General features: G+C 55.4%; 11 protein-coding genes, 4 tRNA genes and 3 rRNA genes. 3 read left to right on the forward strand and 15 right to left on the reverse strand.

Annotation, left to right across the window (positions count from 1 at the left end; genetic code table 11):
* The first annotated feature begins 135 nt into the window (after window positions 1-135).
* Window positions 136-1,026 (forward strand): HTH-type transcriptional activator IlvY, encoded by an 891-nt coding sequence (gene ilvY / locus AC4IC4_RS22225; RefSeq protein ID WP_023333829.1) that lies wholly within the window; start codon window positions 136-138, stop codon window positions 1,024-1,026.
* A 33-nt stretch (window positions 1,027-1,059) separates the two neighbouring features.
* On the opposite strand, the gene ilvA is transcribed toward ilvY, so the two are convergent.
* From ilvA to ilvL, 7 genes are all read right to left on the reverse strand, one after another.
* Window positions 1,060-2,604 carry a threonine ammonia-lyase, biosynthetic gene (gene ilvA, locus AC4IC4_RS22230; RefSeq protein ID WP_039267211.1) on the reverse strand — a complete coding sequence of 515 codons (1,545 nt, stop codon included), beginning with the start codon at window positions 2,602-2,604 and terminating at the stop codon, window positions 1,060-1,062.
* Window positions 2,605-2,606: 2 nt separating this feature from the next.
* A complete protein-coding gene (ilvD, locus tag AC4IC4_RS22235) occupies window positions 2,607-4,457 on the reverse strand; it encodes a dihydroxy-acid dehydratase (protein ID WP_032646098.1) in 1,851 nt (616 codons plus the stop codon).
* Between the two features lie 60 nt (window positions 4,458-4,517).
* A complete protein-coding gene (gene ilvE, locus AC4IC4_RS22240) occupies window positions 4,518-5,447 on the reverse strand; it encodes a branched-chain-amino-acid transaminase (protein ID WP_023309654.1) in 930 nt (309 codons plus the stop codon).
* 18 nt (window positions 5,448-5,465) lie between these two features.
* On the reverse strand, window positions 5,466-5,729 hold the full coding sequence (gene ilvM, locus AC4IC4_RS22245; RefSeq protein ID WP_024907956.1) for an acetolactate synthase 2 small subunit: 264 nt from the start codon (window positions 5,727-5,729) through the stop codon (window positions 5,466-5,468).
* Window positions 5,726-7,372, reverse strand: a complete 1,647-nt coding sequence (gene ilvG / locus AC4IC4_RS22250) for an acetolactate synthase 2 catalytic subunit (protein ID WP_491471902.1) — start codon at window positions 7,370-7,372, stop codon at window positions 5,726-5,728. The genes ilvM and ilvG overlap by 4 nt, the downstream gene beginning before the upstream one ends.
* A 2-nt stretch (window positions 7,373-7,374) precedes the next feature.
* Entirely contained in the window at window positions 7,375-7,425 is a 51-nt protein-coding gene (ilvX, locus tag AC4IC4_RS22255; RefSeq protein ID WP_201405605.1) for a peptide IlvX, read from the reverse strand.
* Window positions 7,426-7,511: 86 nt separating this feature from the next.
* On the reverse strand, window positions 7,512-7,610 hold the full coding sequence (ilvL, locus tag AC4IC4_RS22260; protein WP_001311244.1) for an ilv operon leader peptide: 99 nt from the start codon (window positions 7,608-7,610) through the stop codon (window positions 7,512-7,514).
* Between the two features lie 341 nt (window positions 7,611-7,951).
* Between ilvL and AC4IC4_RS22265 the strand changes: the two genes are divergently transcribed.
* Entirely contained in the window at window positions 7,952-9,472 is a 1,521-nt protein-coding gene (locus AC4IC4_RS22265; protein ID WP_491471903.1) for a YifB family Mg chelatase-like AAA ATPase, read from the forward strand.
* A gap of 30 nt (window positions 9,473-9,502) precedes the next feature.
* Here AC4IC4_RS22265 and AC4IC4_RS22270 read toward each other — a convergent pair whose 3' ends face one another.
* Window positions 9,503-9,841, reverse strand: a complete 339-nt coding sequence (locus tag AC4IC4_RS22270; RefSeq protein WP_008501577.1) for a MaoP family protein — start codon at window positions 9,839-9,841, stop codon at window positions 9,503-9,505.
* A gap of 118 nt (window positions 9,842-9,959) precedes the next feature.
* On the opposite strand from AC4IC4_RS22270, the gene hdfR reads away from it, so the two are divergent.
* Window positions 9,960-10,781, forward strand: coding sequence for an HTH-type transcriptional regulator HdfR (gene hdfR / locus AC4IC4_RS22275; RefSeq protein ID WP_024907953.1), 822 nt, complete (start codon window positions 9,960-9,962; stop codon window positions 10,779-10,781).
* 100 nt (window positions 10,782-10,881) lie between these two features.
* On the opposite strand, the gene AC4IC4_RS22280 is transcribed toward hdfR, so the two are convergent.
* From AC4IC4_RS22280 to AC4IC4_RS22310, 7 genes are all read right to left on the reverse strand, one after another.
* Window positions 10,882-10,957: transfer RNA gene (locus AC4IC4_RS22280), tRNA-Trp, on the reverse strand.
* 52 nt (window positions 10,958-11,009) lie between these two features.
* Window positions 11,010-11,086 (reverse strand) — tRNA-Asp (locus tag AC4IC4_RS22285).
* Window positions 11,087-11,142: 56 nt separating this feature from the next.
* Window positions 11,143-11,258: ribosomal RNA gene (rrf, locus tag AC4IC4_RS22290) — 5S ribosomal RNA — on the reverse strand.
* A gap of 69 nt (window positions 11,259-11,327) precedes the next feature.
* Window positions 11,328-14,231, reverse strand: a 23S ribosomal RNA gene (locus AC4IC4_RS22295).
* A 170-nt stretch (window positions 14,232-14,401) separates the two neighbouring features.
* Window positions 14,402-14,477 (reverse strand) — tRNA-Ala (locus tag AC4IC4_RS22300).
* Between the two features lie 38 nt (window positions 14,478-14,515).
* Window positions 14,516-14,592 (reverse strand) — tRNA-Ile (locus AC4IC4_RS22305).
* 70 nt (window positions 14,593-14,662) lie between these two features.
* Window positions 14,663-16,202: ribosomal RNA gene (locus tag AC4IC4_RS22310) — 16S ribosomal RNA — on the reverse strand.
* Together the 16S, 23S and 5S rRNA genes with 4 tRNA genes alongside form the textbook arrangement of a ribosomal RNA operon.
* Window positions 16,203-16,273 lie beyond the last annotated feature (71 nt).

Here is a 16,273-nt window from a genome sequence, read left to right on the forward strand (position 1 = left end):
GTTGTGTGTCTTATTGTTCGGTTCGCGTTTCAGCGAGAATGTACCCACATTACAACAGGAAATTTATTGCGGAAATTGATATATTCACAACGTCACGTTGCAATTTTTGCAATATAAAAAGAGGGAGTGGAATCAGTGGATTTACGCGATCTGAAAATGTTCCTGCACCTGGCGGAAAGCCGTCACTTTGGCCGCAGCGCGCGGGCGATGCACGTTAGCCCCTCCACGCTTTCGCGCCAGATCCAGCGCCTCGAGGAAGACCTCGGCCAGCCGCTGTTCGTGCGCGACAACCGTACCGTCACCCTCACGGAAGCGGGCGAAGAGTTGCGCATTTTTGCCCAGCAGACGCTGTTGCAGTACCAGCAGCTGCGTCACTCGATTGACCAGCAGGGGCCGTCGCTTTCCGGTGAGCTGCATATTTTCTGCTCCGTGACCGCCGCCTATAGCCATCTGCCGCCCATTCTCGACCGCTTCCGCGCGGCGCATCCGTCGGTTGAAATTAAACTCACCACCGGCGACGCCTCCGACGCAATGGAGAAAGTGGTGACGGGCGAAGCGGATCTCGCCATTGCCGGGAAGCCGGAAACCCTGCCGGGTGCGGTAGCGTTCTCAATGCTGGAGAATCTGGCAGTAGTACTGATTGCCCCCGCCCTGCCCTGCCCGGTGCGTAATCAGGTGTCGGTGGAAAAACCGGACTGGTCCACGGTGCCGTTTATCATGGCCGATCAGGGGCCTGTGCGCCGCCGCATTGAGCTGTGGTTCCGCCGTCAGAAAATCAGCAACCCGTCGATTTACGCCACGGTCAGCGGCCATGAAGCGATGGTGTCGATGGTGGCGCTGGGCTGCGGCGTGGCGCTGCTGCCGGAAGTGGTGCTGGAAAATAGCCCGGAACCGGTGCGCAATCGCGTAATGATTCTGGAGCGCAGCGACGAGAAGACGCCGTTTGAGCTTGGCGTGTGCGCACAAAAAAAGCGGCTGCATGAGCCGCTTATTGATGCGTTCTGGACGATATTGCCGAACCACTAAAGCCGGATGGCGCTGCGCTTACCCGGCCAGCCCTTAGCCCGCGAGGAAGAAGCGGAAGGCCGGGTTATGGGTTTCGTCGTGACACTCATAGCCCAGTTCGTTCAGCCGCGTTTCGAAATCCGGCTCATGCTCGCCCAGTTCAAACGCCGCCAGCACGCGCCCGTAGTCGGTGCCGTGGCTGCGGTAGTGGAACAGAGAGATGTTCCAGTGCGTGCCCAGCGTGTGCAGGAACTTGAGCAGCGCGCCCGGCGATTCCGGGAACTCGAAGCTGAACAGACGTTCCCTGAGCGGCTTCGATGGACGCCCACCGACCATGTAGCGCACGTGCAGCTTCGCCATCTCGTCGTCAGAGAGATCGACCACGCTGTAGCCGCCTTCATGCAGCAGGTTGAGGATCTCTTTGCGCTCCTCTACGCCACGGCTCAGACGCACGCCGACAAAAATACAGGCGTCTTTGGCATCGGCAAAACGGTAGTTAAATTCCGTCACAGAACGACCGCCCAGCAGCTGACAGAACTTCAGGAAGCTGCCCTTCTCTTCCGGGATGGTCACCGCCAGCAGTGCTTCACGCTGTTCGCCCAGCTCGCAGCGCTCGGAAACGTAGCGCAGGCCGTGGAAGTTCACGTTGGCACCAGACAGCACGTGCGCCAGCCGCTCGCCGCGAATGTTGTGCTGCGCGATGTATTTTTTCATCCCCGCCAGCGCCAGCGCGCCGGAAGGTTCCGCCACCGCACGCACGTCTTCGAACAGATCTTTCATTGCCGCGCAGATAGCATCGCTATCCACCGTGACGATATCGTCGAGATACTCCCGACACAGGCGGAACGTTTCGTCCCCAATGCGCTTCACCGCCACGCCCTCGGCAAACAGCCCGACGCGCGGCAGATCTACCGGATGACCCGCATCCAGCGCCGCTTTCAGGCAGGCAGAGTCTTCCGCTTCAACGGCGATGACTTTAATCTGCGGCATCAGCTGTTTGATCAGCACCGCCACGCCCGCGGCCAGGCCGCCGCCGCCGACCGGCACAAACACGCGGTCGAGATGGGCATCCTGCTGCAGCAGTTCAAGCGCCAGCGTGCCCTGCCCGGCAATCACCATCGGGTGGTCGAACGGCGGCACCCAGGTGAAACCCTGCTGCTGCGCCAGCTCGATCGCTTTGGCTTTTGCTTCGTCGAAGTTAGCCCCGTGGAGCAGCACTTCGCCGCCGAAACCTCGCACCGCATCGACTTTGATGTCGGCGGTAGCGACCGGCATCACGATCAGCGCTTTCAGCCCCAGACGGGCAGACGAGAACGCCACGCCTTGCGCATGGTTACCTGCCGAGGCGGTAATCACGCCGCGCGCTTTTTGCTCGTCGGTCAGCCCGGCCATCATCGCGTAGGCGCCGCGCAGCTTAAAGCTGTGCACCGGCTGGCGGTCTTCACGCTTCACCAGAATGACGTTGTCGAGGCGCGAAGAGAGTTTTTCCATTTTCTGCAGGGGCGTAACCTGCACGGCTTCATAGACCGGCGCGCGAAGCACCGCTCTCAGATATTCCGCCCCCTCTGGGGCGGCGGATAAGGGTTGTGACTCGGCCATCATTAACCCCCAAGTTTCGATTTATCGCGCACCGCGCCTTTATCTGCACTGGTGGCAAGGCTCGCGTAGGCGCGCAGGGCGAAGGATACTTCGCGCTGGCGATCTTTCGGCGTCCAGGCTTTGTCGCCGCGGGCCTCCTGGGCTTCACGACGGGCCGCGATCTCCTGGTCGGTAAGCTTGAGCTGAATGCCGCGATTCGGAATGTCGATTTCGATCAGGTCGCCGTCTTCGATGATGGCGATGTTACCGCCGCTTGCCGCTTCCGGCGAGACGTGACCGATGGAGAGACCGGAGGTCCCGCCGGAGAAACGTCCGTCGGTGATCAGCGCGCAGGCTTTACCGAGGCCCATCGATTTCAGGAAGGTGGTTGGGTAGAGCATCTCCTGCATACCCGGGCCGCCTTTTGGCCCTTCGTAGCGGATCACCACCACGTCGCCTTCCACCACTTTACCGCCGAGGATGGCGTCTACCGCTTCATCCTGGCTTTCGTACACTTTTGCCGGACCGGTGAATTTCAGGATGCTGTCGTCCACGCCTGCGGTTTTCACGATGCAGCCGTTTTCCGCAAAGTTACCGTACAGCACGGCCAGGCCGCCGTCTTTGCTGTAGGCGTGTTCCAGCGAGCGGATACAGCCTTCGGCGCGGTCATCGTCCAGGGTGTCCCAGCGACAGTCCTGCGAGAACGCCTGGGTGGTGCGAATACCGGCAGGACCCGCGCGGAACATTTTTTTCACCGCGTCGTCTTTGGTCAGCATCACGTCGTACTGGTCCAACGATTCCGGCAGCGTCAGGCCGAGGACGTTTTTCACGTCACGGTTCAGCAGCCCGGCGCGATCCAGCTCGCCGAGGATACCGATGACGCCACCGGCACGGTGCACGTCTTCCATGTGGTACTTCTGCGTACTCGGCGCGACCTTACACAGCTGCGGCACTTTGCGGGACAGCTTGTCGATATCGCTCATGGTGAAGTCGATTTCGGCTTCCTGCGCGGCGGCCAGCAGGTGCAGAACGGTATTGGTGGAACCGCCCATGGCGATATCCAGGGTCATGGCGTTCTCGAACGCCGCTTTGCTGGCGATGCTGCGCGGCAGCGCGCTGGCGTCGTCCTGCTCGTAGTAGCGTTTGGTCAGCTCAACGATACGTTTACCGGCATTGAGGAACAGCTGCTTACGGTCGGCGTGGGTCGCCAGCAGCGAGCCGTTGCCCGGCTGAGAAAGGCCCAGCGCTTCAGTCAGGCAGTTCATGGAGTTGGCGGTGAACATACCGGAACAGGAGCCGCAGGTCGGACACGCGGAGCGCTCAACCTGGTCGCTCTGCTCGTCAGAGACTTTCGGATCCGCACCCTGGATCATCGCATCAACCAGGTCGAGCTTGATGATTTTGTCGGAGAGCTTGGTTTTCCCCGCTTCCATTGGGCCACCGGAGACGAAGATCACCGGAATATTCAGGCGCAGGGAGGCCATCAGCATCCCCGGGGTGATTTTGTCGCAGTTGGAGATACAGACCATTGCATCGGCGCAGTGGGCGTTAACCATGTACTCCACCGAGTCGGCGATCAGCTCGCGCGACGGCAGTGAATAGAGCATGCCCCCGTGACCCATCGCGATACCGTCATCCACCGCAATGGTGTTGAACTCTTTCGCCACGCCGCCGGAGGCCTCGATTTGCTCGGCAACCAGCTTACCCAGATCGCGCAGGTGCACGTGGCCCGGAACGAACTGGGTGAAGGAGTTCACCACGGCGATAATTGGCTTACCGAAATCGGCGTCGGTCATTCCGGTGGCGCGCCACAGTGCGCGGGCACCCGCCATGTTACGGCCGTGGGTGGTGGTGGCTGAACGATACTTAGGCATGCTTTATTTACTCCCGTCTGACTATGTAATGGGACGGTGCGTGCCGTCCCAAATTTATACTTAGTGATTAACCTGATCCAACCAGCCGTATTTATCTTCTGTTTCGCCGGTGAAGAGGCCAAAGAACGCTTGCTGAATGCGTTTGGTGACCGGGCCACAGCGGCCTTCGCCCACCTGGATACCGTCTACGCTGCGCACCGGCGTGATTTCAGCCGCGGTACCGGACATAAAGACTTCATCCGCCAGGTACAGGGATTCGCGAGATAGCACCTGCTCGCGCACTTCGATACCCAGATCTTTCGCCAGCTTGATGATGGCATCACGGGTGATGCCCGGCAGCGCGGACGAGGTGAACGGCGGCGTGAACAGGATGCCGTCTTTCACTTCAAACAGGTTTTCACCTGCGCCTTCGGAGATGTAGCCGTTTACGTCCAGGGCGATACCTTCCTGATAGCCGTGACGGCGCGCTTCGCTACCGACCAGCAGTGAAGAGAGGTAGTTACCGCCAGCTTTCGCGGCGGTCGGGATGGTGTTTGGCGCAACGCGGTTCCAGGAAGAGACCATTGCGTCGATCCCCTGCTCCAGGGCTTCTGCACCCAGGTAGGCACCCCATGGGAACGCGGCAATGATCACATCCGTGGTATAGCCCGCTGGCGGGTTCACGCCCATACCGACGTCGCCCACGAAGACCAGCGGACGAATATAGGCGCTGGTCAGGTTGTTCTTACGGATCACGTCGCGGCAGGCTTCCATCAGCTCATCCACGCTCTGAGATACCGGGAAACGATAAATTTTGGCTGAGTCATGCAGACGCTGCATGTGTTCGCGATGGCGGAACACCACTGGCCCTTTGTGAGAATCGTAGCAGCGGATGCCTTCAAACACGGAGGTACCGTAATGCAGCGCGTGGGACATCACGTGGACCTTCGCGTCCTCCCAGCGAACCATCTCACCGTTGAACCAAATGTAATCAGCTTTTTTTGTTGTCATTTTTTCTTCCTGTCACGCTTAAGCGCGGATTTGTTGTGATGTGGTTGTGCTCTGGCAGATGGCAACATGGGCAACGTCTACCAGCTTTGATAACTGACTAAACAGTAAGTCGACCGACCGCGGGCTGGCAACGGTTAATTCGATACTGATATTCCGGGCGTCAGTGGCCGTCTCCATATTCATAGAGCAAATCTGAAAACCACGATGACGCACCACGCGCAAAACGCGTTCTAAGGTTTCCGGGTTGAAGCGAGCCTGTACGGCGACCTGATGCTGCATCATGATAATTTCTCCATCATTTGTGAGTTACTGGCACCAGGCGGTACCAGCGGCCAAACGTTCTCGAGTTCATCGATTGAGACATGAAGCAGGTAAGGCCCATCGCTGTTCAGCATGGTGTCGAGCGCCGCTTCAACCTGATCTTTACGGGTGATGTGCTGACCAGGAATGCCAAAGGCGCTGGCCAGGGTGAGGAAATCGGGGTTATCGGTGAGCGTCGTTTCGCTGTAACGCTCCTGGAAGAACAGCTGTTGCCACTGGCGAACCATCCCTAAACGCTGGTTGTCGAGCAACACGATCTTCAGCGGCAACTGCTTGCGCTTAACGGTGCCGAGCTCCTGAACGTTCATCATGAAGGAGCCGTCACCGGAGATACAGATTACGGTATCGTTCGGGCGGGCAACCTGTGCGCCAACGGCGGCTGGCAGGCCGAAGCCCATCGTCCCTAACCCGCTGGACGTGATGAAGTTTTCCGGGCGGGTGTAGGTCATGTGCTGCGCGGACCACATCTGATGCTGGCCTACGTCGGTGGTGACGACGCTGCCAGCCGGTTTACGGTCGGACAACTGCTTCAACAGCAGCGGCGCGTAGATAGCCTCGCCGGGGTGGTCGTAACGCCAGGCGTGCTCGGCGCGCATGTCTGCGGTGTGCTGACGCCATGCATTGATATCCAGCGGCTGCTGCAATGCCGGTAACAGCGCGTTGAGATCGCCCTGCAGGGCGACATGCGCCTGACGCAGCTTGTTCATCTCCGCCGGGTCGATATCCATATGAATCACTTTGGCGTTCGGCGCAAAGGTATTCAGCTTGCCGGTGACGCGGTCGTCAAAACGGGCACCTACGGCGATGAGCAAGTCGCACGCCTGCACCGCCAGGTTTGCCGCTTTGGTGCCGTGCATCCCCAACATGCCCAGATAGTATGGGTAATCCGCGTCGACGGCACCGAGACCTTTCAGCGTGCAGGTCGCTGGCATCTGCGTTGTTGCGATAAATTCGCGCAGGGCTGGGACAGCCTGCGCCATGCCGACGCCACCGCCGACGTACAGCATCGGCTGTTTCGCCTGCGCCAGCATCTGACGGGCCTCTTCAACTTCCGCATCCGGAAACGCATTGTCGCTTTCAACGGTTGAGAAGTGCGGTTCCAAATCGCCGAATGCCACCTGGATATCTTTCGGGATATCGACCAGAACCGGACCAGGACGACCTGAGTTTGCCACTTCGAACGCTTCTGCCATTACGCGCGGCAGCTCTTCCAGAGACTGGACGAGGAAGCTGTGTTTGGTGCAGGCCAGCGATAAACCGAGGACGTCCACTTCCTGGAAAGCGTCGGTACCGATGAACGGAGACGCCACCTGCCCGGTGATGGCGACAACGGGAACGGAATCCAGCAGCGCGTCAGCCAGGCCGGTGATGAGGTTAGTTGCGCCCGGGCCTGAAGTCGCTATACATACGCCCGTTTTACCTGTCGCGCGGGCATAGCCGATGGCTGCCATCGCTGCGCCCTGCTCGTGTCGGCACAAGAGATGTTCCACGCCGCCGTCATACAGTGCATCGTAAATCGGCATAATTGCGCCACCCGGATAACCGAATACTGTTTCGACTCCCTGCGCGCGCAACGCATGTACTACCCACTGTGCCCCATTCATAGTTAGTTCCCCGTCATAAATCGGGAGAAACAGAATTTTATGCTAGTCGTCATTCTCTGCTCCTCGTTTACGTTTTTTAGTCATAAAAAAACCCCCGGACCTTTCGGTGCGGGGGTCTTAGTTCGTTAAGGCTTGATTTCTAAGCCTTTCCTCGTCCAAGTGCAGCCCCGCACGGTGGGATAATAATCACCACCACGCTAATCACGACCAGGCTAATCACTCGTAGAAGGGCTGTCATTTTCAGTTCTTTTTGCATCTTGTTCGAAGGAATACCTAAAGAGTTATCACAGTTTTTAATTCAAACACAAGATTTATTTATGACGGATTTGGTTAGTCCGCGAATCATATTTCTTAAAAGCGTTGTTTTATATACGGAAATTAGAAAATGAATATTTTTCATTTTTTTACAGTGGCGCTAACCGTCAAAACAGGATTTTTTACGTTCTGCGAGGAGGTTTCCACGATTATGATTTTGTTGCAATGCACCATTAAAATCCCTGAACAAGCAGCGTAAATTCACGAAATGGCGCTAAACAAATATAACGAGCACTGACATAGTCACACCAGGAGGTAGTGCAAATGTCACTGTCAGTTGTTTATACGCGTGCGGCTCTCGGGGTAAAGGCACCGCTTGTTTCCGTAGAGGTGCATTTGAGTAATGGGCTGCCCGGACTCACGCTTGTCGGGTTACCTGAAACGACGGTTAAAGAGGCCAGGGATCGCGTTCGCAGCGCAATAATAAATAGCGGTTATGCCTTCCCCGCGAAGAAGATCACCATCAACCTTGCTCCTGCCGATCTGCCTAAAGAGGGGGGACGATACGATTTACCTATCGCAATTGCCCTTCTCGCGGCTTCTGAGCAGCTTAATACGACACGGCTAGGCTCGTATGAGTTCGTTGGCGAACTCGCGCTTACAGGCGCGTTAAGAGGCGTTCCCGGGGCGATATCGGGAGCGCTGGAAGCCATACGTGCAGGGCGGCAAATCATTGTCGCCAATGAAAACGCATCAGAAGTGAGTCTTATCGCCGAGAAGGGGTGTCTCATCGCGGGGCATTTACAGGAAGTTTGTGCATGGCTGGAAGGGCGACATGAACTGTCCGAGCCGGAGGAGTGTGATGATGTTATAGCGGATGCTCCAGAGGATCTCAGCGAGATTATGGGGCAGGAGCAAGGGAAACGGGCGCTGGAGATTACGGCTGCAGGGGGACACAATCTTCTGTTAATTGGTCCGCCGGGTACGGGTAAAACCATGTTGGCGAGCAGGTTGAGTGGGTTGCTTCCACCGCTCAATAATCATGAAGCGCTGGAAAGTGCCGCCATATACAGCCTCATCAGTTCTGCATCGTTGCAAAAACAGTGGCGCCGTCGCCCTTTTCGTTCCCCACATCATAGTGCTTCACTGACGGCAATGGTCGGCGGTGGGTCTATCCCCGGGCCGGGTGAGATCTCGCTGGCACACAATGGCATTCTGTTTCTTGATGAATTGCCGGAGTTTGAGCGCCGCGTGCTGGATGCACTGCGGGAGCCCATTGAATCCGGCGAGATACATATCTCACGCACGCGGGCCAAAATAAGCTATCCCGCGCAGTTTCAGCTGGTCGCCGCGATGAACCCCAGCCCGACGGGTCACTACCAGGGCAACCATAACCGCTGTACGCCAGAGCAGACATTGCGCTATCTCGGTAAGTTATCCGGTCCGTTCCTCGACCGTTTCGATTTATCTCTCGAAATCCCGCTTCCTCCCCCGGGGCTGCTCAGGCAAACGGGCATCACGGGTGAAAGCTCAGCAGCGGTACGCGAGCGGGTGATTGCAGCCCAGAAACGGCAGTACGTCCGTCAGAACAGGCTAAATGCGCGGCTCGATAATGCCGGGATCCGGCAGTTTTGTTCTCTTAACATTGAGGATGCGGGATGGCTGGAGGAGACGTTGACGCGGTTCGGGCTATCCATACGTGCGTGGCAGCGTTTGTTGAAAGTGGCCAGAACCATTGCTGACGTGGAGGGGTGCACTGACATTGAGAGGAAACATTTGCAGGAGGCGCTGAGCTATCGCGCTATCGATCGTTTGCTGCTGCATCTGCAGAAGTTGCTGGCATAAAAAAAGGGGCCGTAGCCCCTTCTTATCATCTTAGTCATCAGACTCGGTGTAGTCTTCTGCACCTTCCATCTGCGGCTTACCGCCAGACAGCGTATGGAAGCGCTTTGGACGCTTAATGCGCGCCATGTACTTGATCCACACACGTTCCGCTTCAGACTGCGGCTCACGCTCACCACGGCAAACAGAAACAAACTGTTTTTCGTCTTCGGTTGCAGGTTCACGCTTACCCAGATCCAGCTCGTTAAAGGCATAACCATGGCGCTCAAGCAGTTGAGCTTCTTTGATGGTGAAATCGCCGTGACGAGAGAACCCGCGCGGATAATGTTTATTGTCGAAAAAACGATTAGTCGTCGTAAAGCTTTCCGCCATCCTACACGCTCCTAATTCTTTGGCCGAGCTATTTATGGCGCGGAGTATTAGTTACGCTTGACAGAGTGTAAAACAAAACATTTAAATCATAACGACAAATAATTTTGCGGAGAAAGATGTGGATACGGAATTGCTTAAAACTTTCCTTGAAGTGAGCAGAACACGCCACTTTGGGCGAGCAGCGGAAGCCCTTTACCTGACGCAGTCAGCCGTCAGTTTTCGTATTCGACAGCTGGAAAATCAACTGGGTGTGAATCTTTTTACCCGCCATCGTAACAATATTCGCTTAACGCCTGCCGGCGAGAAACTGCTGCCGTACGCTGAAACGCTCATGAATACCTGGCAGGCGGCACGCAAAGAGGTGGCACATACGTCGAGGCATAATGAGTTCTCGATAGGGGCCAGCGCTTCCCTGTGGGAATGTATGCTAAGTCAGTGGCTTACCCGGCTTTATCATTCACACAGTCACCTGCAATTCGAAGCCAGGATTGCGCAACGGCAGTCGCTGGTTAAGCAACTTCATGAGCGCCAGCTTGATCTTCTGATCACAACCGAAGCCCCCAAGATGGACGAATTTAGCAGCCAGATTGTGGGTCAGTTTGGACTGGCGCTTTATGCCTCTGAACCTTCGATGATGAAGGCAGACCTGACCTATTTGCGGCTGGAATGGGGGCCTGATTTTCAGCAGCATGAGACGGGATTGATTGCACCTGATGATGTTCCGCAGCTAACGACCAGCTCTGCGGAGATCGCCTGTCAGCAGCTGCCCTTGCTGAGAGGTTGTACCTGGTTACCTGTTCGCTGGGCAGATACTAAAGCGGGGCTGCATACGGTGCTGGATTCCACCACGCTTACCAGGCCGCTGTATGCGATTTGGCTGCAAAACAGTGATAAGCAATCACAGATAAAAGATCTGTTAAAAATCAATGTAATGGATTGATACATCAGCCAGCAGGAATGCTGGCTGAAAAATTAAGAAGAGCGTTTTCTGCAGCGCTTCAGGCAAAAAAAAATCCTTTGCCGAAGCAAAGGATTCTATATGGCAGGGGCGGAGAGACTCGAACTCGCGACACCCGGTTTTGGAGACCGGTGCTCTACCAACTGAGCTACGCCCCTAAAGTTTTTGCCATTAAGCCTGCCGATAGGGCAGGCTTAATGTCTTAATAAGTGGCGGAACGGACGGGACTCGAACCCGCGACCCCCTGCGTGACAGGCAGGTATTCTAACCGACTGAACTACCGCTCCACCGAAGACTGCTTGTAACCACCGGATTTATGCACCGGCTTACTACTTAATTTGATGCCTGGCAGTTCCCTACTCTCACATGGGGAGACCCCACACTACCATCGGCGCTACGGCGTTTCACTTCTGAGTTCGGCATGGGGTCAGGTGGGACCACCGCGCTAAAGCCGCCAGGCAAATTCTGTTAATCTGTATCAGGCTGAAAATCGTGTCTGTCTCTTCGCCAAAACACCTTCGGCGTTGTAAGGTTAAGCCTCACGGTTCATTAGTATCGGTTAGCTCAACGCATCGCTGCGCTTACACACCCGACCTATCAACGTCGTCGTCTTCAACGTTCCTTCAGGAGACTTAAAGTCTCAGGGAGAACTCATCTCGGGGCAAGTTTCGTGCTTAGATGCTTTCAGCACTTATCTTTTCCGCATTTAGCTACCGGGCAGTGCCATTGGCATGACAACCCGAACACCAGTGATGCGTCCACTCCGGTCCTCTCGTACTAGGAGCAGCCCCCCTCAATTCTCCAGCGCCCACGGCAGATAGGGACCGAACTGTCTCACGACGTTCTAAACCCAGCTCGCGTACCACTTTAAATGGCGAACAGCCATACCCTTGGGACCTACTTCAGCCCCAGGATGTGATGAGCCGACATCGAGGTGCCAAACACCGCCGTCGATATGAACTCTTGGGCGGTATCAGCCTGTTATCCCCGGAGTACCTTTTATCCGTTGAGCGATGGCCCTTCCATTCAGAACCACCGGATCACTATGACCTGCTTTCGCACCTGCTCGAGCCGTCACTCTCGCAGTCAAGCTAGCTTATGCCATTGCACTAACCTCCTGATGTCCGACCAGGATTAGCTAACCTTCGTGCTCCTCCGTTACTCTTTGGGAGGAGACCGCCCCAGTCAAACTACCCACCAGACACTGTCCGCAACCCGGATTACGGGTCTACGTTAGAACACCAGCCATTAAAGGGTGGTATTTCAAGGACGGCTCCACGCAGACTGGCGTCCACGCTTCAAAGCCTCCCACCTATCCTACACATCAAGGACCAGTGTTCAGTGTCAAGCTATAGTAAAGGTTCACGGGGTCTTTCCGTCTTGCCGCGGGTACACTGCATCTTCACAGCGAGTTCAATTTCACTGAGTCTCGGGTGGAGACAGCCTGGCCATCATTACGCCATTCGTGCAGGTCGGAACTTACCCGACAAGGAATTTCGCTACCTTAGGACCGTTATAGTTACGGCCGCCGTTTACCGGGGCTTCGATCAAGAGCTTCGCGTTACCGCTAACCCCATCAATTAACCTTCCGGCACCGGGCAGGCGTCACACCGTATACGTCCACTTTCGTGTTTGCACAGTGCTGTGTTTTTAATAAACAGTTGCAGCCAGCTGGTATCTTCGACTGATTTCAGCTCCACCCGCAGGGGCTTCACCTACATATCAGCGTGCCTTCTCCCGAAGTTACGGCACCATTTTGCCTAGTTCCTTCACCCGAGTTCTCTCAAGCGCCTTGGTATTCTCTACCTGACCACCTGTGTCGGTTTGGGGTACGATTTGATGTTACCTGATGCTTAGAGGCTTTTCCTGGAAGCAGGGCATTTGTTACTTCAGCACCGTAGTGCCTCGTCATCACACCTCAGCGTTAAAAGGTACCGGATTTACCTGGAACCTCCGCCTACATGCTTAAACCGGGACAACCGTCGCCCGGCTAACATAGCCTTCTCCGTCCCCCCTTCGCAGTAACACCAAGTACAGGAATATTAACCTGTTTCCCATCGACTACGCCTTTCGGCCTCGCCTTAGGGGTCGACTCACCCTGCCCCGATTAACGTTGGACAGGAACCCTTGGTCTTCCGGCGAGCGGGCTTTTCACCCGCTTTATCGTTACTTATGTCAGCATTCGCACTTCTGATACCTCCAGCATGCCTCACAGCACACCTTCAACGGCTTACAGAACGCTCCCCTACCCAACAACACATAGTGTCGCTGCCGCAGCTTCGGTGCATGGTTTAGCCCCGTTACATCTTCCGCGCAGGCCGACTCGACCAGTGAGCTATTACGCTTTCTTTAAATGATGGCTGCTTCTAAGCCAACATCCTGGCTGTCTGTGCCTTCCCACATCGTTTCCCACTTAACCATGACTTTGGGACCTTAGCTGGCGGTCTGGGTTGTTTCCCTCTTCACGACGGACGTTAGCACCCGCCGTGTGTCTCCCGTGATAACATTCTTCGGTATTCGTAGTTTGCATCGGGTTGGTAAGCCGGGATGGCCCCCTAGCCGAAACAGTGCTCTACCCCCGAAGATGAATTCACGAGGCGCTACCTAAATAGCTTTCGGGGAGAACCAGCTATCTCCCGGTTTGATTGGCCTTTCACCCCCAGCCACAAGTCATCCGCTAATTTTTCAACATTAGTCGGTTCGGTCCTCCAGTTAGTGTTACCCAACCTTCAACCTGCCCATGGCTAGATCACCGGGTTTCGGGTCTATACCCTGCAACTTAACGCCCAGTTAAGACTCGGTTTCCCTTCGGCTCCCCTATACGGTTAACCTTGCTACAGAATATAAGTCGCTGACCCATTATACAAAAGGTACGCAGTCACACCACGAAGGTGCTCCCACTGCTTGTACGTACACGGTTTCAGGTTCTTTTTCACTCCCCTCGCCGGGGTTCTTTTCGCCTTTCCCTCACGGTACTGGTTCACTATCGGTCAGTCAGGAGTATTTAGCCTTGGAGGATGGTCCCCCCATATTCAGACAGGATACCACGTGTCCCGCCCTACTCTTCGAGTTCACAACCTGTGCATTTTCGTGTACGGGACTATCACCCTGTACCGTGCGACTTTCCAGACGCTTCCACTAACACACAAGCTGATTCAGACTCTGGGCTGCTCCCCGTTCGCTCGCCGCTACTGGGGGAATCTCGGTTGATTTCTTTTCCTCGGGGTACTTAGATGTTTCAGTTCCCCCGGTTCGCCTCGTTAACCTATGTATTCAGTTAACGATAGTGTGACGAATCACACTGGGTTTCCCCATTCGGACATCGCCGGGTCAAAGGTTCATATCACCTCGCCGGCGCTTTTCGCAGATTAGCACGTCCTTCATCGCCTCTGACTGCCAGGGCATCCACCGTGTACGCTTAGTCGCTTAACCTCACAACCCGAAGATGTTTCACTTCTGATTGCGAAAATTTGAGAGACTCGAACACACCTTAGAGATGTGTCGTTTCAATTTTCAGCTTGATCCAGATTTTTAAAGAGCAAAACTTCGCAGTGCACCTTTTCAGGTTCACTCTGAAGTTTTCTTGTTTTCGCAGTAAAAGATGGTGGAGCTATGCGGGATCGAACCGCAGACCTCCTGCGTGCAAAGCAGGCGCTCTCCCAGCTGAGCTATAGCCCCATCGTTTTGCTAACCTCTTCAAATTTGCTTCGCAAATTTGGTAGGCCTGAGTGGACTTGAACCACCGACCTCACCCTTATCAGGGGTGCGCTCTAACCACCTGAGCTACAAGCCTGTAGAGGTTTTTTACTGCTGTTTTTCATCAGACAATCTGTGTGAGCACTACAAAGGCAGGTTCTTTAAGGTAAGGAGGTGATCCAACCGCAGGTTCCCCTACGGTTACCTTGTTACGACTTCACCCCAGTCATGAATCACAAAGTGGTAAGCGCCCTCCCGAAGGTTAAGCTACCTACTTCTTTTGCAACCCACTCCCATGGTGTGACGGGCGGTGTGTACAAGGCCCGGGAACGTATTCACCGTAGCATTCTGATCTACGATTACTAGCGATTCCGACTTCATGGAGTCGAGTTGCAGACTCCAATCCGGACTACGACGCACTTTATGAGGTCCGCTTGCTCTCGCGAGGTCGCTTCTCTTTGTATGCGCCATTGTAGCACGTGTGTAGCCCTACTCGTAAGGGCCATGATGACTTGACGTCATCCCCACCTTCCTCCAGTTTATCACTGGCAGTCTCCTTTGAGTTCCCGGCCTAACCGCTGGCAACAAAGGATAAGGGTTGCGCTCGTTGCGGGACTTAACCCAACATTTCACAACACGAGCTGACGACAGCCATGCAGCACCTGTCTCAGAGTTCCCGAAGGCACCAAAGCATCTCTGCTAAGTTCTCTGGATGTCAAGAGTAGGTAAGGTTCTTCGCGTTGCATCGAATTAAACCACATGCTCCACCGCTTGTGCGGGCCCCCGTCAATTCATTTGAGTTTTAACCTTGCGGCCGTACTCCCCAGGCGGTCGACTTAACGCGTTAGCTCCGGAAGCCACGCCTCAAGGGCACAACCTCCAAGTCGACATCGTTTACGGCGTGGACTACCAGGGTATCTAATCCTGTTTGCTCCCCACGCTTTCGCACCTGAGCGTCAGTCTTTGTCCAGGGGGCCGCCTTCGCCACCGGTATTCCTCCAGATCTCTACGCATTTCACCGCTACACCTGGAATTCTACCCCCCTCTACAAGACTCTAGCCTGCCAGTTTCGAATGCAGTTCCCAGGTTGAGCCCGGGGATTTCACATCCGACTTGACAGACCGCCTGCGTGCGCTTTACGCCCAGTAATTCCGATTAACGCTTGCACCCTCCGTATTACCGCGGCTGCTGGCACGGAGTTAGCCGGTGCTTCTTCTGCGGGTAACGTCAATCGATGAGGTTATTAACCTCACCGCCTTCCTCCCCGCTGAAAGTACTTTACAACCCGAAGGCCTTCTTCATACACGCGGCATGGCTGCATCAGGCTTGCGCCCATTGTGCAATATTCCCCACTGCTGCCTCCCGTAGGAGTCTGGACCGTGTCTCAGTTCCAGTGTGGCTGGTCATCCTCTCAGACCAGCTAGGGATCGTCGCCTAGGTGAGCCGTTACCCCACCTACTAGCTAATCCCATCTGGGCACATCTGATGGCAAGAGGCCCGAAGGTCCCCCTCTTTGGTCTTGCGACGTTATGCGGTATTAGCTACCGTTTCCAGTAGTTATCCCCCTCCATCAGGCAGTTTCCCAGACATTACTCACCCGTCCGCCGCTCGTCACCCGAGAGCAAGCTCTCTGTGCTACCGCTCGACTTGCATGTGTTAGGCCTGCCGCCAGCGTTCAATCTGAGCCATGATCAAACTCTTCAATTTAAGTTTGATGCTCGTGAATTAAACTTCGTAATGAATTACGTATGTTCACTCAGAGACTTGGTATTCATTTT

This window comes from Enterobacter sp. Taxon_2 (assembly GCF_058355295.1).